Origin of the sequence: Thalassospira profundimaris, from assembly GCF_003326675.1 — a bacterium.
Taxonomy (GTDB): Bacteria; Pseudomonadota; Alphaproteobacteria; order Rhodospirillales; family Thalassospiraceae; genus Thalassospira; species Thalassospira aquimaris.
This window is the reverse complement of sequence record NZ_JPWF01000014.1, coordinates 50788-65957: the sequence shown is the minus strand read 5'-3', so window position 1 is coordinate 65957 and position 15170 is coordinate 50788. Positions and strand designations below refer to the sequence as shown.

Here is a 15170-nt window from a genome sequence, read left to right as displayed (position 1 = left end):
CGGAACAATCACAGGGTTCCGACCCCGATTGCGTTTTGAATACATTCAAATCATTGCCGGAACTGTTTGATAAATTTTTTCTATCACCCCATTAGGTCTGCATACTTGACCTAATTTCCGATCTGGCAAATAGATGCCCGCATGAACGAGATATTTATCGGAAAAAAATCATCGGCCGCGGGTGGCTGGGGTGCGCTGAAAAGTTGCGGCAAGCAATTGTTGCAAAGCGGCAGCCCCCTGACCGGTGCGCGCACGATGCTTAAGGCCAATCAGCCTGACGGTTTTGATTGCCCTGGTTGTGCTTGGGGTGATCCCGAACACGGATCATCCTTTGAGTTCTGCGAAAACGGCGTCAAAGCCGTCTCCTGGGAAGCAACCGAGAAACGGGCGACACCGGCATTCTTTGCCAAGCATACCGTAACCGAACTAAGCAAGCTGAGTGATTACGAGCTGGAACTGAACGGTCGCATCACCCATCCGATGCGCTATGACCGCCAAAGTGACACCTATCAGCCGGTCGCATGGGAAGACGCCTTTGCCGAGATTGGGGACATCCTCAAAGGATTGGACACCCCCGATCAGGCCGAGTTTTACACATCCGGTCGCGCCAGCAACGAAGCAGCGTATCTTTATCAGCTTTTTGTTCGCATCTTTGGTACCAACAATTTCCCTGATTGTTCAAACATGTGCCACGAAGCAAGCGGCGTCGGCTTGCGGCAGGCCATCGGTGTGGGAAAAGGTACGGTCCTTCTAGAGGATTTTGAAAAGGCCGATGCCATTTTCGTCCTTGGACAAAATCCGGGCACCAATCATCCGCGCATGCTGGGCGATTTGCGCCGGGCGGCAATGCGTGGCGCCAAGATCGTGGTCTTTAACCCGATCAAAGAACGCGGGCTTGAACGCTTTTCCGACCCGCAGGACAAACTTGAAATGCTGCATGGCGGTTCAACCGAAATCGCCAGCCATTATTTCCAGCCCTGTCTGGGCGGAGATATGGCCGCCGTCCGGGGTATGAGCAAAGCAATATTTGCCGCAGATGACGCAGCCATCGCCAAGGGCGAACCATCCGTTCTTGATCACGCATTTCTAAATGAACATTGCGATGGTCTGAATGACTACCGGACCGCGGTTGATGCCACAAGCTGGTCTGAAATCGAAGACCAGTCAGGTCTGAGCCGCCCCGAAATCGAACAGGCGGCAGCAGTATATTTGTCTGCTGAACGCGTCATTTGCACCTGGGCGATGGGCATTACCCAGCATCTTCATTCGGTGCCGACCATTCGTGAAATAGCCAATTTCATGTTCCTGCGCGGCAATATTGGCAAACCGGGTGCCGGTTTGTGCCCGGTGCGCGGACATTCAAATGTGCAGGGTGACCGTACGGTCGGTATCAATGAAAAACCGTCCGATGCCTTCCTTGATGCCTTGGAAAAGGAATTCGGTTTCACGGTTCCCCGCAGGCACGGTCATAATGTTCTGGCCGCCATCGGTGCGATGCTGGATGGCAGTGCCAAGGCCTTTATCGGGTTGGGCGGGAATTTTGCCCGTGCAACCCCCGACAGCGCCCTTGTCGAGAAGGCGATGAAAAGCCTTCGTCTTACGGTCAATATCGCAACCAAGCCCAACCATTCGCATCTGATGCCCGGTGAGACTTCCTTTATCCTGCCCTGTCTGGGCCGGACCGAGATTGACCTTAATTCCCAGGGTCAGTCACAGGTGGTCAGTGTCGAAGATTCAATGAGCATGGTTCACGGATCGGCGGGTATTAACCGCCCGGCATCGCCGCATCTTCTGTCCGAGGTGGCGATTATCGCCGGCATTGCCGAGGCAACAGTTGGAAGCAATATCGTATCCTGGGCCAGCCTTGCCGATGATTACGAACGCATCCGCAGCCATATCGAAGCAACCATTCCGGGCTTTGCCGATTACAACACGCGCCTTCGCAAACCGCGGGGTTTCCACCTGCGCAATGATGCCGCCCACCGGGAATGGAACACGCCAAGCGGCAAGGCAACATTTGCCAATACCGCGCTGCCCCGTCTGACAGTTCATCAACAGGCCCGTCAGAACCAGAAAACCGATGGTGGCAAATCGCAATTTGCCTTGCAGACATTCCGGTCACACGATCAATACAACACCACCGTTTACGGCCTTGATGACCGTTATCGCGGGGTTTACGGCGAACGCAAGGTTATCTTCATTCATCCCGATGATCTGGCGATGCTTGATGCCAAATCAGGCGACCGTGTTGATGTGATGTGTGAATATGATGACGGGATCGAACGGATTGCCGATGATTTCCGGTTTGTGTCCTATGACATTCCGCGCGGCAGTGTGGCGGGCTATTACCCGGAACTGAACGTTCTGGTGCCGCTTGGCAGTGCCGGTGATCAAAGCGACACACCAACATCCAAATCAGTGATGGTGTCCTTTCGCACGGAAAAATCCGCGTGAGGAACCCGGCACAAAATCATTCGGGCAAAGATGACGCACCAGATGCAGAACATTTTCTGCATCTGGTCGAACGCACATTGGTCGGCAACCCGGAACTTAGTCCGGTTCAGGGTGCCATTCTGGTCGCCGCACGACAGGATATCGCCTGTGACAGTAAAACATTCGCCCGACTGTTCGGAATAGCGCACGCCATCGTTCTGCGCGAGCTTAATGCACTGATGCAGGCAACCGGACTTGTGACCCAGACAAAACGCGACACCCGCACATTACGCACGCATTATCAGCCAACACCGATAACCGACATATAAGGTCGATCTTAAAAATCGATACAGCGGCCCTTGTTTTCCCAATCGCCAAAACGGGTTGGTTCGGGGCCTTTGGGTCCGCCGATTTCGCGGGCCTTGGCAGCGGCTTCTTTAAATGCCTTTGCCTCGGCCAATGCATTGATCGCATCTTGCGACAATTGCGGCGCCGCATCGGCACCGGCAATTTCATCGGTTTCAGTTGGCGTTACCGCATCTGACTGCGGTTCGGCTTTTTCTTTGGGTTCGACATTATGAATGACGGTCTCGCGGAATTTTCCGGCCATCCGAATTCTCCTGCTTGGGCACGTTGCCCGCAAATTCACATTTGCCAAAGAAATAACGTCATCGGCCAGCGCCCGCAAGCTTTGCCCCGACACGGCCGAACCGCGCAAAACGCATGGGATTTCAGGCCTTTGGAATCAAACACTGAATCCCGATCCCGGCTTTGTCAAAAATTTGGGGAAAACAGACTCTTTCCGTGGGGGCCCAAAGCCGCTATTTCAGGCAGACGAGCAAAATAAGGAGAAACCATGCGTCCAATTCCCCAGCGTATCGCCGAAGAACTTTCGGTTCGTCCGGAACAGGTCATTGCCACCATCGAAATGCTTAATGAGGGCTCTACCGTTCCGTTTATCGCCCGTTACCGCAAAGAAAAGACCGGTGGGCTTGATGACACCCAATTGCGCACGCTGGAAGAACGCCTTCGCTACCTGACCGAGCTTGAAGAACGTCGGGCATCGGTGCTTGAAAGCATCCGCGAGCAGGAAAAACTTACGCCCGAGCTTGAAGCACAGATCAACGAAGCAGATACCAAGACCCGACTTGAAGACCTTTATCTGCCTTATAAGAAAAAGCGTCGCACCAAGGCCCAGATCGCCCGCGAAGCTGGTCTGGAACCACTCGCTGACAGCCTGTATAGCGATCCGACCCTTGACCCGGAAACCGAAGCCGCCAAATTCGTTGATGCCGAAAAGGGTGTCGAAGATACCAAAGCCGCCCTTGATGGCGCCCGTCAGATCCTGATGGAACGCTTTGCCGAGGATGCCGATCTGGTTGCCAAACTGCGTAACCATCTTTGGAACGAAGGCGAGATCACCGCATCCGTCGTCGACGGCAAACAGGCCGAGGGCGCAAAGTTCTCGGACTATTTCGAACATTCCGAAAAAATCAAAACCTGCCCGTCGCACCGCGCACTCGCCCTTTTCCGGGGTCGCAACGAGGATATCCTTCAGCTTAAGCTGACCCTTGGCAAAGAAGACGAAGACCGTCCGCGCAATCAGCAAGGCCGGGCGGAAATCATGATCGCTGCCCATGTCGGTATTGCAGATAAGGGCCGTGCAGCAGACAAGTGGCTGGTTGATACCGTGCGCTGGACCTGGCGCGTCAAACTGTCGCTGTCGATCGAGCTTGATCTGTTTGGCACCCTTCGCGACAGCGCCGAAGAAGGCGCGATCAAGGTCTTTGCCGATAACCTCAAGGACCTGTTGCTGGCCGCACCAGCCGGTCAAAAGGCCACCATGGGTCTTGATCCGGGGGTTCGTACCGGTGTTAAGGTCGCGGTTGTCGATGCCACCGGCAAGCTGGTCGATACCGCAACGGTTTACCCGTTCCAGCCGCGCAATGACGTTGAAGGGGCGCTTAATACCCTTGCAGCCCTTGCCGCCCGTCACAAGATCGAACTGATTGCGATTGGCAATGGCACCTTCTCGCGCGAGACCGATGATCTTGCCGGTCAGCTTTTGAAACGTTTCCCGGCCCTTAAGGCCACCAAGGTCATCGTCAACGAAGCCGGCGCATCGGTTTATTCGGCATCGCAATTCGCGGCTGAAGAATTCCCTGATCTTGATGTGTCGCTGCGTGGGGCAGCATCAATTGCCCGTCGATTACAGGACCCGCTAGCGGAACTGGTAAAGATCGAACCGAAATCCATCGGTGTTGGTCAGTATCAGCACGATGTTTCGGAAACCAAACTGGCCCGTTCTCTTGATGCCGTGGTCGAGGATTGCGTGAACGGCGTTGGTGTTGACCTGAATACCGCATCGATCCCGCTTTTGACCCGAGTTGCCGGTCTGACCGAAACACTGGCCCGCAATATTGTCGGCTATCGCGACTCAAACGGTGCGTTCCAGTCCCGTGCCGACCTTAAAAAGGTTGAACGTCTTGGACCAAAGGCGTTTGAGCAGTGCGCAGGCTTCTTGCGTATTCGCGGCGCCCAGAACCCGCTTGATGCATCGGCCGTTCACCCCGAAGCCTATCCGCTGGTTGAAAAGATCAGTGCCAAGGCTTCCAAACCACTGGCAAGCCTGATCGGCGACTCGGCCTTTATCAAAACGCTGCGTCCCGAAGATTTCGCCGACGAGACATTTGGTGTCCCGACCATCCGCGACATCATCGCCGAACTTGATAAACCCGGCCGTGACCCGCGCCCGGAATTCAAGACCGCGAAATTTGCCGAAGGCGTGAATGAAATCAAAGACCTTCGTACCGGCATGAAGCTTGAAGGCACGGTGACCAACGTCACCAATTTCGGGGCATTTGTCGATATCGGCGTCCATCAGGATGGCCTTGTCCATATCTCGCAACTGGCGGACAAATTCGTTGAAGACCCCCGTCAGGTGGTCAAGGCCGGTCAGATCGTTTCGGTCACGGTCATGGAAGTCGACGCACCGCGCAAACGTATCGGCCTGTCGATGAAATCGGCCCCCGATTATGAAGGCGTGCGTGAAAAACGTTCTGATAATCGCGGTACTTCAGCCCCGCGTGGCGGTCAGGGCGGGCGTCCGCAACATTCATCGGGCGGCGGCAATCGCGGCAATGCCGGGGGTAATTCCGGCGGTGATGGTGGCGCAATGGCAGCCGCCCTTAAGGCCGCGATGGAACGTCGCAAGTAATCGCGATTAACCAACACCATTTTCAAACGGCGGGACGGCGCAAGCTGCCCCGCCGTTTTTCATTCTGATCCCGATCACGCCATGACCAACAGGATGAATTGACAGGAAGCGGTTTAAAACCCATCTTGTGCCTTCACCAAGGGGAGCCCCGTCAGGGGGCTGAGAAACTGCCGAGGGCAACCGGCGCAGTGACCCGTTGAACCTGATCCAGTTCATACTGGCGTAGGGACGGTGTGAACGCGGTTCTGTTCGCGTTCTCCATCTTTCCGACTTCGAACTGGGTCTCCAAACGCACATGATACGATGCATTGGAGCCTCGATATGACGACCGACCTTTCCAAAACGGCCACGGACCTGTTTGAAACAATGCGCGCGACCAATCCCCTCGTGCATTGCATCACCAATTTTGTCGCGATGAATTATGCCGCCAATGTCCTTTTGGCGGCTGGTGCATCCCCGGCAATGGTCCATACCCCCGAAGAATCCGGTGAATTTGCCGCAATTGCCGGTGCCCTGACGGTCAATATCGGCACCCTGTCACCCCATTGGGTCGAAGGCATGATTGCCGCCGCCAAATCGGCAAATGATGCGAGCAAACCATGGGTTCTTGATCCGGTTGCCCATTTTGCCACCGGCTATCGCCGCGACGTGATCGCAAAATTGCTGGAACTGAACCCGACCGTTATTCGCGGCAACGCATCCGAGATCATCGCCCTTGCCGGGGGACAAAGTGCCGGTCAGGGCGTTGACAGTGGCGATCCCGTCGAACAGGCCGAAGAAGCCGCACGCAGCCTGGCTACCAGCCAGAAGGTGGTTGTTGCCGTCACAGGCGAAGTTGACTTTGTAACGGACGGAACGCGCAGTGTTCGCATTGCCGGTGGTTCACCCCTGATGCCGAAAATCACCGCCATGGGATGTGCCTTGACTGCCCTGGTCGGTGCTTATTGCGCGATCGCCAGGGATCAGGCGTTCGAGGCCACGGTGGCCGCACTGACCAACTTTGCGGTTGCAGGCGGAATTGCCGCAAATTCGGCCAACGGCCCTGCATCCTTTATGACCGCCTTTGTTGACGGGCTGCATAATCTCGATGCGGCAACCTTTCACCAGAATGCCCGTATCGAGGCCCTATGAAATCCTTTGATCTGTCGCTTTATCTGGTTCTTGATCCCGATCTTTGTCGCACCCATTCGATGGTTGAAACCGCAATGGCGGCAATTGCCGGCGGGGCAACCATCGTTCAATTGCGCGATAAACGCGCCGGGACAGAAGGCCTTATTCGTATCGGTCGTGAATTGATGGATACCATGGCCGGAACCGGAGTCCCGCTTATTGTAAATGATGACATCGACGCAGCGATTGCCATCGGCGCACATGGCCTGCATGTCGGGCAGGACGACCTACCCTCTGCCGCTGCCCGCGAACGATTGGGACGCGACAAGATCATCGGTCTTTCGATTGAGGATGAAACAGTTGCCCGCAAGGTCGACCCGGCCATCGTTGATTATGTCGGGATCGGCCCGGTCTTTGCCACAGAAACCAAACCCGGCCACAAACCTGCCATCGGATTTGATGGCCTTGCCCACCTTGTGCAAATCAACGATTTACCATCGGTTGCAATTGGCGGATTAAAAAAAGAACATGTGGCCCCGGTCTTTCATGCTGGTTCCAACGGACTTGCCGTTGTGTCGGCGATTTGTGGTCAACCCGACCCCGAAGCTGCCACCCGCAACATCGCAGATGCCATTTCCGCACTTAAATAGCCTAGCAATATCAGCGCATTACCTTTGATCTTGCCTTGCAGCCCCGCCTGATCTTCCCGGATTTGGCGGGGCTTGTTTTTGGGCTGTTGCATGGCTGCCCCCCGCCCCATGCAGGAAACCGCACGGAAATGCCTCAATTGCGCCGCTAATTCTCCGGCTTCGGGGTGCATCTTGTTTCCATGAGATCGATGCACAGAAGCGCGAGGGATATCATGTTGAAATCTATGCGCAGCAAACCGGTCGCCATCGCCCTGATCTGTATCCTGACCGGAACAACCGCGGCCGTGGCAGCCATCCGGATTGCCCCGAAACCAACGACTGACAGTGTAACTATCAGCTCCGAAAAGCCCGCTGGTGAGGTCATTCTGACCCATCAGGACGGCACCATTGCGCTTGACCGGGATTGTTATTCTTTCCCGTGCAAGCTTGATATCTCGGCCCTGCCCCGCGGGGATTACAATGTCATGATTCGTAATGGCACCGATATCGAACATCGCAGCGGGCTTTATAAGGAATAGCTGCCCAATTCCCGTTTTTTGGCGAGTCCCGGGAACGTTTTGAAGCCCAGAATGTTCAATCATCAGGGTCGGGCAAATGGATAATGCCCGACCGCGCATTGCATAAACGGCCCTTCAACCTAGATAAAGGCCCAGAGGCATCCGTCCTGCCCGGGAAAACCAGCCCTGCAACAAAGGTTTCCAACAGGTTGCACGGGATTTTCACTTTCACCCCGGGCCCAAAAAGGGATATGTTGCGTTACCGCACAGACCAATAATGAAAGTCGAGGAACTGTATCATGGCATTTGAACTCCCAGCACTTCCGTATGCATATGACGCGCTTGCGCCGGTCATGTCGTCTGAAACTCTTGAGTTTCACCATGACAAACACCACAACGCCTATGTTGTGAACGGCAACAAGCTGCTCGAAGGTTCGGGCCTTGAAGGCAAGTCGCTTGAAGAAATCGTTGTTGCTTCCTATGGCGACGCTTCCAAAGCCGGCCTGTTCAACAACGCTGCCCAGCACTGGAACCACATCGAGTTCTGGCAGATGATGAAAGGCAATGGCGGCGGTGCCATTCCGGGTGAACTGGAAAAGAAAATCGTCGAAGATTTCGGCTCTGTTGAAGCTTTCAAAGAAGCCTTCATTCAGGCTGGCGTCACCCAGTTCGGTTCGGGCTGGTGCTGGCTGGCACTCGACAAATCCGGCAAACTGGTTGTCACCAAGACCCCGAACGCGGAAAACCCGCTTGTTCACGGTCAGACCCCGCTGCTCGGTTGCGATGTTTGGGAACACTCCTACTACATCGATTACCGCAACGCGCGCCCGGACTATGTCAAAGCCTTCCTCGACAGCCTGGTTAACTGGGAATATGTCGCAGAGCGCTTCTCCAAAGCTGGCTAATCAGCCCTGCTTTGAGACGAAATTAAAGAAAAGCGGTCCAACAGGGCCGCTTTTTTTTGTTCGCCACCACCAAAGCCCGGAGCCCCAAAGATGTTCAGTCACGTTACCGTCGGCACATCCGACATTGCCCGTGCCCGGAAATTCTATAATGCCGTCCTGATACCCATCGGACTGGTCGAACGCCCTGTCACCGCAGATGGCGGCCCGAAAGCCCTTTGCTAGATTATCCCCAATCAGCAACTGCCGCGTTTTTATGTCTATGAGCCGTTCAACAAGCAGGCAGCATCCGCTGGCAACGGCAACATGGTAGCTTTCCTTGCACCGTCCACGGATGCGGTCGATTTAGCCTATCAGGCAGGTATGGAAAATGGCGGTCTTGATGAAGGGGAACCCGGTGAACGACCGCATTATGGCGACGGCTATTACGGCGCTTATTTGCGCGATCCCGATGGCAACAAGCTGCATATCGTTTATCGCGTTGATTTTTCATTGCAATGAAAAATTTCAGGAAACTGTATTTTTAAACCTTAAAATGTTTATCGAACTAATGAGCTTCCATATTTACCTTTTATCTCAAACCATAAAACTACTATTGATTGATTTTTACACAATGAACTAAGCTAAGAAATGCATGATGCTTATTTACGGCTGGAGATAATGTGAAATGGTTAGCAGCTTCAAACGAATTAAATTTGGCGCTAACAACGCAGAGAAAGAAGAGAGCTTTTATCCTGAACTTCTCGTGAGCGGCTACGTTGACATACGAAACATAGATTCCTTAGCCAAAGGATCTCCAGAGTTTTTAGTTCTTGGATACAAAGGATCAGGAAAATCTTCACTGGCATTTCGCCACGAGCTAATTTCCCGCGAAAAATACGATGAGTTTTCAACTATTATTAATCTTGGGAATTTTCCATACACTTTAATAAATCGCATTGTCAAAGGCGATATTGAACCAGAATCGAAGTTGCCAATTGCTTGGTCTATTATTATAGGAATAAAAATTCTTGACTCTTTAAATGAAAATGAATCAGTAAAAAATAAAGATGGAATATCATCTATACTGAATTATTTGAGCCAAAGCGGAATACCCTCAACAGCTACGATTGATCAGATAACCAAAAAACTTGCAAAGAAAACATTTAAGTTATCAAACAACAATATTGGTGGATACGAAACATCTTATGAACTAAACGAAATATCAGAAATACCATCTCTAAATGACTTTATATTAAAGACAATTAATGAAACTAAATTTGATGGAAGTCATACAATATTTATAGATGGGATGGACGATATTTTAACAAAAAGGGAAGCACAATATCAATCACTAGGAATGCTTGTTTATCAATGCGAGAAACTCAACCTATCATTCAAGAAAAACAATAAAAATATTAAGATTATTGTACTTTGTCGAACGGATTTATTTGAAAGATTTCACGGAGCCAATAAAAACAAAATAAAACAAGGTTTTTCTTATCAATTTGATTGGTATGTAGAACCCGGAGATTACGAGAACTCAAAACTAATTGAAGCTGCAAATTTAAGAGCCAAAATCAGTCTAGACAGAGAAGTTGATGTATTTAAAGAATTTTTCCCTACTTCTCTGGGAAGTGGACACAAAAGTCCCGAAGAATTTCTTCTCGACACTACGCGCCACACGCCAAGAGATTTCTTGACATTGCTAAACTATATTCAAGATCAAACCAAAGGGGACAACCCTACGCGAGATGAAATATACGATGCCATCAGACATTATTCCGAAGACTATTTCGTCCCTGAAATAAAAGACGAACTATTCGGATATGCTTCCAGCAACCAGATTGAAGAACTTATTGATGCATTGTCAAAGTTGGGACAGCGTGAATTCAAACTTGATGAACTCTTGGAAATTACACGATCGACCGGAATCATCTCAGACGATGAGTGCATAGACATACTTTACACACTGTATCAATGCAGTGCATTAGGGAATGTTGAAATTATAAATGGCAAATCTTTCTTCAAGTTCAAATACCGAAACAAATATTCTGCGTTCGAACGAAATAAAAAAATATTGCTCCACAGAGGACTTTGGCGGGCTCTACGACTTGCCGGAAGAGAATTAAGGTAGGCAGGAAGGGGAGCATACTCCCCCCCTTTTTTTCGCATCTCCACACCTCAGATATCAAACTTGATACCCTGAGCCAGCGGCAGCTCGCGGGAATAGTTGATCGTGTTGGTTGCACGACGCATGTAACCTTTCCAGGCGTCCGAACCGGATTCACGACCGCCGCCGGTTTCTTTCTCGCCGCCGAACGCGCCGCCGATTTCTGCACCCGACGGGCCGATATTGACGTTGGCAATACCGCAATCGGAACCGACAGCCGACAGGAACAGTTCGGTTTCACGCACATCGGTCGAGAAGATGCACGAAGACAACCCTTGCGGAACGCCGTTCTGAAGCGCGATGGCTTCTTCAAGGGTTTCATAGGTCATCACATACAAGATCGGTGCAAAGGTCTCGTTGCGCACGGTGTCGGTCTGACCCGGCATTTCAACAACCGACGGGGTAACATAGAAGGCGTTCGGATATTCGGATTCCAGCGCACGTTCGCCACCATGAACAACGCCACCATCTTTCTTGGCATTGGCAAGGGCGGTCTGCATGTTGTTGAAGCTGTCTTCATCAATCAGCGGACCAACAAGGGTGCCATCGGCAAGCGGATCACCGATTTTGACCGACTTGTAAGCTGCAATGATTTTCGGAAGGAGCTGATCCTTGACGTCTTTATGGACGATCAGGCGACGAAGCGAGGTGCAACGCTGACCACAGGTGCCAACAGCCGAGAACACAACCGCACGAACGGTCATATCAAGATCGGCCGACGGGGTCACGATCATGGCGTTGTTGCCACCAAGTTCCAGAATGGTGCGGCCAAAACGTTCGGCAACACGCGGGGCAACTTCGCGGCCCATACGGGTCGAACCGGTTGCCGAGACCAGTGCCACGTCATGGCTGTCGGTCATGGCTTCGCCGATCTTGCGATCACCGATCACGATCTGATGCAGACCTTCTGGCGCATCACCGAATTTCGCCAATGCCTTTTCAAAGATTTTCTGGCAGGCAAGAGCGGTCAGCGGGGTCTTTTCCGACGGTTTCCAGATCACGGAGTTACCGCAAACCAGGGCAAGGGCGGTGTTCCAGGACCAGACAGCAACCGGGAAGTTGAACGCGGAAATCACGCCAACAACACCCAGCGGATGCCAGGTTTCCATCATTTTGTGACCCGGACGTTCGGACGCGATGGTCAGACCATAAAGCTGGCGCGAAAGACCGACTGCGAAATCACAGATATCGATCATTTCCTGAACTTCGCCGAGACCTTCCTGATAGATCTTGCCGCATTCAAGCGATACCAGACGACCCAACGGTTCTTTGGCAGCGCGCAGTTCTTCGCCCAGAAGACGGGCCAGCTCACCGCGGCGCGGACCCGGAACCTGACGCCATTCACCGAATGCCTTTTTGGCATTGCTGATGATGTCGGTCATCTCGGCCGGATCGGTTTCGGCAACAACCGCAATTTCGGACCCGTCAACCGGGGTCTGAACTTTAAGCGTACCGTTGGTGATCTCTGCCTCGGTCAGACCGATTTCGGTCAGGATGGATTTGAAACTCACAGTAAAACTCCCTTCTTTTAAAACTTTCCGGTGCGTATCACCGGCCATTCCCCAGCCATTCCATGAATAACTGTTTCACGATCTATGCGACTTGCGCCACTTTGGGCAGAAGTTTGGCGATGATGGCAAAGGCCTCATCAACCTGATCAAACGGAATGGTCAAAGGTGCCAACAGGCGCACCACATTGGCGTGTTCACCACTTGGCATTAACAATAGCCCGTTTTCACGAGCCAGTTGCAACAGGCATTGCAGACGTGCCGGCGACGGTTTGCCGTCATCTGCAATCAGTTCAAAGGCGCGCATGGCGCCAATTCCACGCATATTGCCGATAACGTGCCCGCCGGGCAGATCACGCAACCATGCAATATGGGTCGCATATTTTTCGCCAAGCTGCTTGGCACGACCCAGAATGTTGTCTTTTTCCAGAACCTCGAACACACCGGTTGCCGCCGCACAGGCGACAGGATTGCCCGAATAGGTCCCGCCAAGGCCACCGGGTGCCAGCGCATGCATGACATCCTCGGCCCCGGTAATCGCACCAAGCGGAAAGCCACCGCCGATCCCCTTGCCCATGACAAGGATATCGGGCGACACACCGGCGTGTTCGACGGCAAACATCTTGCCGGTGCGTGCAAAGCCCGACTGGATTTCATCGGCAATCAGAACCATGCCGTTTTCATCACAAAGGCGACGCAACGCGACAAGGAATTCACCGTCGCAGGCACGGAAACCGCCCTCGCCCTGAACCGGCTCGATGACGATTGCACCGACCGATTTCGGATCGGCAGATACCGCAAACAGCTTGTCGATGGCTGCCATTGCATCTGCGACCGATACACCGGTTTCCGGGCAAGGATATGGCAAATGCCAAACCGGCCCCGGAAGCGGCCCAAGGCCGGTCTTATAGGGTTTGGTTTTCCCGGTCAGTGCCAGGGTCGCAAGGGTTCTGCCATGAAAGGCGCCTTCGAATGCAATCACCCCGGTACGGCCGGTAAAGGCACGGGCCAGTTTCAGGGCATTTTCCATCGCCTCGGCCCCGGAATTGGTCAGCATTGATTTTGCCGGACCTTCAATCGGGCAGTTTTCCGCCAACCAGTCAGTCACCGCGACATAGGGTTCATGGGGCAGCGCGTTAAAGCAGCTATGGGTAAAACGGTCACACTGGGCGATCACGCGATCCATCACAACCGGGTTGCGATGGCCGATCGTCAACACACCGATCCCGCCGACGAAATCGATATAGCGATTGCCTTCGCTATCCCATGCTTCGGCATTCAGTGCCCGGTCAAGATAGACCGGATGCACATTGCGCACCCCGTTCGAAACCGAGACGGTCTGACGGTCACGAATGGAAGCGCCGAGAGTTTCAGCAGTTTTGTTGGCATCATCACGGGGCATTGGGGCCTGCTCCGACAATTGGTTTAACATATTGATTTCGCTTTATCGTTACGAAATCGAATTAAATGACATTCAGTTCTAGGACCGGGGAATTGTCCCGGATGCGCTCGTAACCGAACACCGAAAGATCAAGGGTCTGATAGCCACCCGTGGTGACAAGTTCGGCGATCCCGCGCCCGACAGCCGGGCTTTGCTGCAATCCGTGGCCCGAGAAACCATTGGCAAAGACAAAGTTCTTCACATCGGTATGGCGGCCAAGGATCGCGTTCTGATCAAGCAGGTTATAGGAATAGTGACCCGCCCAGGCATTGACGACCTTGATTGCCTCGAACCGTTCGCACCGTTCGTAAAGTCCCGGCCAGATGATGTCGTCAAACAGGCTGTGATCCACTTCGAAGTCCCAGCATTCCGGGTCACGATCCTTGGGCGGGGCAATCCCGGTGATAAAGAATTCGCCTTCGGGACGGACATAAAGCCCGCTTGGATCGATCAGCATCGGGCAGCTTGCGGTAATATCGGCAGCATCGCGGCAATTGAAGACAAAGATGCAGCGTTTGCGCGGTTCGACCGGGATTTCAAGACCTGCCATTTTCGCAACCTTGGACCCGCCGGTCCCGGCCGCATTGATCAGGGTGCCACAACCAAACCGACGCCCGTCTTTGAGGACAACACCAGTAATCTGATCACCTTCGCGGGTAACCTCGACGACTTCGCCGTCGATATAGTCAGCACCGCGATTGCGCGCCTGTTTGCGGAAAGACTGCATCAGGGAATAGGCATCAAACCAGCCCTCGCCCGTGCGGCCCCAGCAACCCGCAGACAGATCAGATGTATTCATCCACGGATATTTGGCAGCCAGTTCATCAGGTTCCATCCAGACGATATCAGCACCAAACTCGGTCTGGGTTGCGTGGTTCTGTTTCAGGATATCGCGGCCCTGATCGGTGGCCAGAATCAGATAACCCTTTTCATGCAGGGCAATGTCGACTTCGGGATCAAGATCACGCTTCAGATTGCGCAGGAAATCGATGCCATAGGCCGACATTTCGATATTCACAGGTGTCGAGAATTGCTGACGGATCGATGCCGCCGAAAGGGCCGTCGAACAGAATTCGTAATTGGGATCTTTTTCAACCACCAGAACCCGGCCCTTGAAATCATCGCGGCCGGTCAAATGCCATGCGATGGAGCTACCAATAACCGCCCCACCCACAATGATCACATCATAATTTGCGTCAACAGAACCCATTCTCGCCTTCTACCCGATAAATTGTTGAAGCCTTTTGGCCGTCATTATCC

14 protein-coding genes and 1 riboswitch are annotated in these 15170 nt (G+C 53.0%); of the genes, 10 read left to right on the top strand and 4 right to left on the bottom strand.

The window, feature by feature from the left end; all coding sequences use genetic code 11:
* The first annotated feature begins 141 nt into the window (after nt 1-141).
* Both TH19_RS17975 and TH19_RS17970 read left to right on the top strand, forming a co-directional pair.
* Entirely contained in the window at nt 142-2454 is a 2313-nt protein-coding gene (locus tag TH19_RS17975) for an FdhF/YdeP family oxidoreductase (RefSeq protein ID WP_114103744.1), read from the top strand.
* Nucleotides 2451-2762: a hypothetical protein gene (locus TH19_RS17970; RefSeq protein WP_220151756.1), complete on the top strand. Its 312-nt coding sequence runs from the start codon at nt 2451-2453 to the stop codon at nt 2760-2762. The genes TH19_RS17975 and TH19_RS17970 overlap by 4 nt, the downstream gene beginning before the upstream one ends.
* An 8-nt stretch (nt 2763-2770) precedes the next feature.
* Here TH19_RS17970 and TH19_RS23270 read toward each other — a convergent pair whose 3' ends face one another.
* Complete coding sequence (locus TH19_RS23270) at nt 2771-3043, bottom strand: DUF1674 domain-containing protein (protein ID WP_114103743.1); 273 nt, start codon at nt 3041-3043, stop codon at nt 2771-2773.
* A gap of 246 nt (nt 3044-3289) precedes the next feature.
* Here TH19_RS23270 and TH19_RS17960 point away from each other — a divergent pair, with 246 nt between their 5' ends.
* The 8 genes from TH19_RS17960 (at nt 3290) to TH19_RS17930 (ending at nt 10925) form a co-directional block, all read left to right on the top strand.
* Nucleotides 3290-5650, top strand: a complete 2361-nt coding sequence (locus TH19_RS17960; protein ID WP_114103742.1) for a Tex family protein — start codon at nt 3290-3292, stop codon at nt 5648-5650.
* A 129-nt stretch (nt 5651-5779) separates the two neighbouring features.
* A riboswitch (TPP riboswitch) is annotated at nt 5780-5896 on the top strand.
* Nucleotides 5897-5971: 75 nt separating this feature from the next.
* Nucleotides 5972-6781: a hydroxyethylthiazole kinase gene (gene thiM / locus TH19_RS17955; protein ID WP_114103741.1), complete on the top strand. Its 810-nt coding sequence runs from the start codon at nt 5972-5974 to the stop codon at nt 6779-6781.
* Nucleotides 6778-7410 (top strand): thiamine phosphate synthase, encoded by a 633-nt coding sequence (gene thiE, locus TH19_RS17950; protein ID WP_114103740.1) that lies wholly within the window; start codon nt 6778-6780, stop codon nt 7408-7410. Before thiM ends, thiE begins: the two co-directional genes overlap by 4 nt.
* Nucleotides 7411-7622: 212 nt before the next feature.
* Nucleotides 7623-7928 (top strand): hypothetical protein, encoded by a 306-nt coding sequence (locus TH19_RS17945; RefSeq protein ID WP_114103739.1) that lies wholly within the window; start codon nt 7623-7625, stop codon nt 7926-7928.
* Nucleotides 7929-8206: 278 nt separating this feature from the next.
* Nucleotides 8207-8812 carry a superoxide dismutase gene (locus tag TH19_RS17940; protein WP_114103738.1) on the top strand — a complete coding sequence of 202 codons (606 nt, stop codon included), beginning with the start codon at nt 8207-8209 and terminating at the stop codon, nt 8810-8812.
* A 90-nt stretch (nt 8813-8902) separates the two neighbouring features.
* The gene (locus TH19_RS23130) at nt 8903-9034 is read left to right on the top strand and encodes a VOC family protein (protein ID WP_258548031.1); all 132 of its coding nucleotides are present in this window, start codon (nt 8903-8905) and stop codon (nt 9032-9034) included.
* Nucleotides 9035-9310, top strand: coding sequence for a VOC family protein (locus TH19_RS23125; protein ID WP_404969492.1), 276 nt, complete (start codon nt 9035-9037; stop codon nt 9308-9310).
* Nucleotides 9311-9476: 166 nt separating this feature from the next.
* Nucleotides 9477-10925: a P-loop ATPase, Sll1717 family gene (locus TH19_RS17930; protein WP_114103737.1), complete on the top strand. Its 1449-nt coding sequence runs from the start codon at nt 9477-9479 to the stop codon at nt 10923-10925.
* 47 nt (nt 10926-10972) lie between these two features.
* Here TH19_RS17930 and amaB read toward each other — a convergent pair whose 3' ends face one another.
* The 3 genes from amaB to TH19_RS17915 form a co-directional block, all read right to left on the bottom strand.
* Nucleotides 10973-12472 (bottom strand): L-piperidine-6-carboxylate dehydrogenase, encoded by a 1500-nt coding sequence (gene amaB / locus TH19_RS17925; RefSeq protein ID WP_114103736.1) that lies wholly within the window; start codon nt 12470-12472, stop codon nt 10973-10975.
* A gap of 82 nt (nt 12473-12554) precedes the next feature.
* Complete coding sequence (locus TH19_RS17920; protein ID WP_114103735.1) at nt 12555-13871, bottom strand: aspartate aminotransferase family protein; 1317 nt, start codon at nt 13869-13871, stop codon at nt 12555-12557.
* Nucleotides 13872-13932: 61 nt separating this feature from the next.
* The gene (locus TH19_RS17915; protein ID WP_114103734.1) at nt 13933-15120 is read right to left on the bottom strand and encodes an NAD(P)/FAD-dependent oxidoreductase; all 1188 of its coding nucleotides are present in this window, start codon (nt 15118-15120) and stop codon (nt 13933-13935) included.
* Nucleotides 15121-15170: the final 50 nt, after the last annotated feature.